The organism is Novosphingobium sp. FG90, assembly GCF_057808725.1.
This window is the reverse complement of sequence record NZ_JBMDIO010000086.1, coordinates 1-2,895: the sequence shown is the minus strand read 5'-3', so window position 1 is coordinate 2,895 and position 2,895 is coordinate 1. Positions and strand designations below refer to the sequence as shown.

The window sequence follows — 2,895 nt, the reverse complement described above, 5'->3', positions numbered from 1 at the left end:
TCTGAATCACCTCAAGCGGCTCAAGGAAAGAACCTTTTTCCGCAACCTGTTAAGGCCCTACGTCGCTCACAGAGGTGCGCAGGCGATAACCTTGACGCGACGAAAAGCCTAGGGCAGCGGCCACGGGGTCATTCCAGCCATAGGGGTCGGAGCGGATGACGGGCTCACCATCCTCACCGAGCACCACAGTCTGGTAGAGCAACCTCACGGGAATCTCGCGCGGCAGCTTAACGAACGTCTCTTCGCCGGTCGCATGAGCTTTGTGCCATTCGTCGAGTACTCCTTCGTCCTTCGCAAGCATCTCGGCGAACCCCAGAGCATCTTCTACGCGCACGCAGCCGTGACTGCGCTGACGCTGGACCTCCTGGAAGATCTGCTTGGCGGGCGTGTCGTGCAGGTAGATCTGGTGTTCGTTCTTCATGTCGAACTTCATGAGGCCGAGTGAATTTTTCGGTCCAGGCTGCTGGACAACCCAGCCATCCTTCCATGCCATGTTATTGCGCTCAAGGTAGGCGCTCCCCTTGCCGGCGATCTCCTTGTTCTGGATCGAGCGCGGCACTGTCCACGTTGGGTTGGCGACGAGGCGATAGATCGGCGATCCCAACTGCGGTGTCGCGTTCTCAGGCTCACCGACGACCACTTTGCGGCTGTCGGCGACCTTACCGTCGCGCCAGTAGAGCAGGCGTCCCGCGGCAACGTTGACGTCAATACGCGTGGGGGCGGGAGTGCGGTCGAGCCAGCGCAACCGCTCCATCGCCACGGCCATCGTCCGGGCCCGGTCCGCGTCCGACAGGTTCAGGATTTCGAGCGCATCGGTGCCGATGACGCCGTCGGGCTTGATCCCGTAGTCCGCCTGCATGCGCTGCACCGCGCGGACCATCGCTGGGTTGTAGCTGTTTCCCTGCGCAGCAGAGCGATCGAGGTAGTCTGAGGCGACAAGCTGGCGCGCGATCGCGGGAACCCGCGCGTCAGTGACGCCAGGCTTCAGCGGCTCGCCCTTGTCGGGGATCGTGGAGGCGGGCGCGCTGCCCTGCTTGCGCAGCGCGAGATAGGACCTGGACAGCGCGCGGTAGCCGTCGTCCTGCGGAGCCAGCCCATCGAGCCATTTGTCCAGATTGCCTTCCTTGAGAGCTGCGCCCAGACCATTCAGCAGGTTCGGATTGGGCCGGGTGACGGTATAGACGTCATAGAGCTTGGCCGGATCAGACGCCCCGCGGGCTAGCGCCGACGCGTAACGCAACGCGCTTTGCGTCAGGGCGCGGTCGCCTTCGGCATTGCCGGGCTGGCCATCCACAGCGAACCGCACCCGGTCGAGGCCATGCGCGGCACGGCGGCCGATTGCATCGCGCAACTGCCGGACAGCCCCATCATTCCAGCGCACCTGGTCAATGTTGATCGGCGGCGCTTCGGTTGTCTGGGACGTATTGTCAGGCTTCGAATGGCACGCGGGGAGCGCGACCGTCAGGGCCAGCAACGAGCAAGCGATCACACTTCTATGCACACGGATCTCCTGGTAAGACCCGTATGACAACTTATGGAAATCACGTAGGTTTCATGCTGCCCTAAGCGCGGGCTGCAAAGACCATCCGTCCTTCGCCGAGGAAGCTGAACACGTCGCTGAGCTTATCCTCGCCGACCGCGAAGCATCCCTGACTGCGGCCCAGCTTGCCATGGGAGGGGATCATGTCGTCGTTCGCATACCAAGCGCTATGGATTACGATGGCGCGGCTGAGCGCGTTGTTGTTCGTCGGGTCGAGCCCCACCAGACGCTGCGACCGACCGTGCTTTCCTGTATAGTAATCCGCCGTAAGGAAAGCGCCCTCACTCGAGGCATTGGAGCCGAAGGCGTTGGAGAACCGCTCAAGGAACCCGGTATGCCCCGGATCGGAGCCCGAACCATGCGCGACCAGTAACCGCGAAGCCTTACCGCTCACTACATCGAGGAAGTGCAGCCGGGGATCGGAAGATGGCGCAGTAAAATCTACAATGGCTATCCGGTCTCGCGCCTTGACCGAACCTGAGTGCTGCTCCAGCGCAGATAGAGCCCGGCGCAGCAGCGCCGGGTCCACCGAAAAGCGAGCGGCATCTAAAGTCGTCTGCGGCATGCCCGAAGAACTACGGGGGGCAGCTGGAATAGCGGTTGGCCGGCGCGGCGGTGACGATTCTAAAAGTGGCTTGGCGGCCGGCCCGGCAAGGGCCGCGATAGCAATGCCCGCGCTTGAAATCATCATGGCGCGCCGGTCGGGTCGGAAAGTCAGATCAGCCATGCCTCCGATAATGGCTATATCGGCTTGCGATTAAATAGTCCTTGGCGACTTTTGTTGGGGCACTTTTGTACTTAAGCGGCGAACCGTTCTAGATAAGCGGTCGGTAGTTTGAAGCGCCACTTCAATTCTGGAACAAATTTCCCGCGCTGAAATCTCTTGCGGTTTTCAAACACTGTGTCCGGACTGCAAAATCCCGAAACATGTCTCGCAAACAGGGTGAGAGTGGTGCTAAGGCGCAAGATGTCAGGTCTACCTGTGAAACTCCGGGCGTGCTTTGTTAGGTTGTCGCCCCGCCAGTCACTGCAGCTACTGGTAAGGGGCCTTGCTTGGGCCTTTTCTTTCTTCCACGACATCCTGCTGAGCGCCCTCAGCCGCACCCTCCTTCGCCGCGTCGGCAACCGAATTTTCGAACATTCGCTTGAGAACCCAGCCTACGGCGAAGGTGACAGACGCCGTCACTACCGCGCGAACCGCAGTTTCCTTCAGCGACCGAACGAACTGCTTACGCTGTAGTCGCCCCGGCTGACCCGCGACTGCGTCTGCTAGCCTCTCCCTGGTTCGCATCGGACCGTCCCTTAACAGGTTGCGGAAAAAGGTTCTTTCCTTGAGCCGCTTGAGGTGATTCAGA

General features: G+C 61.0%; 3 protein-coding genes. All 3 read right to left on the bottom strand.

The annotated features are described in order from the left end of the window. Nucleotides 1-49 precede the first annotated feature (49 nt). Nucleotides 50-1,501, bottom strand: a complete 1,452-nt coding sequence (locus ACODRZ_RS26555; RefSeq protein ID WP_488973167.1) for a L,D-transpeptidase family protein — start codon at nt 1,499-1,501, stop codon at nt 50-52. A 61-nt stretch (nt 1,502-1,562) separates the two neighbouring features. Then, nucleotides 1,563-2,267: a murein L,D-transpeptidase catalytic domain family protein gene (locus ACODRZ_RS26550; RefSeq protein ID WP_051587026.1), complete on the bottom strand. Its 705-nt coding sequence runs from the start codon at nt 2,265-2,267 to the stop codon at nt 1,563-1,565. 306 nt (nt 2,268-2,573) lie between these two features. Beyond that, a partial coding sequence (locus ACODRZ_RS26545) for a hypothetical protein (protein ID WP_488973168.1) occupies nt 2,574-2,895 on the bottom strand: 322 nt, incomplete at its 5' end.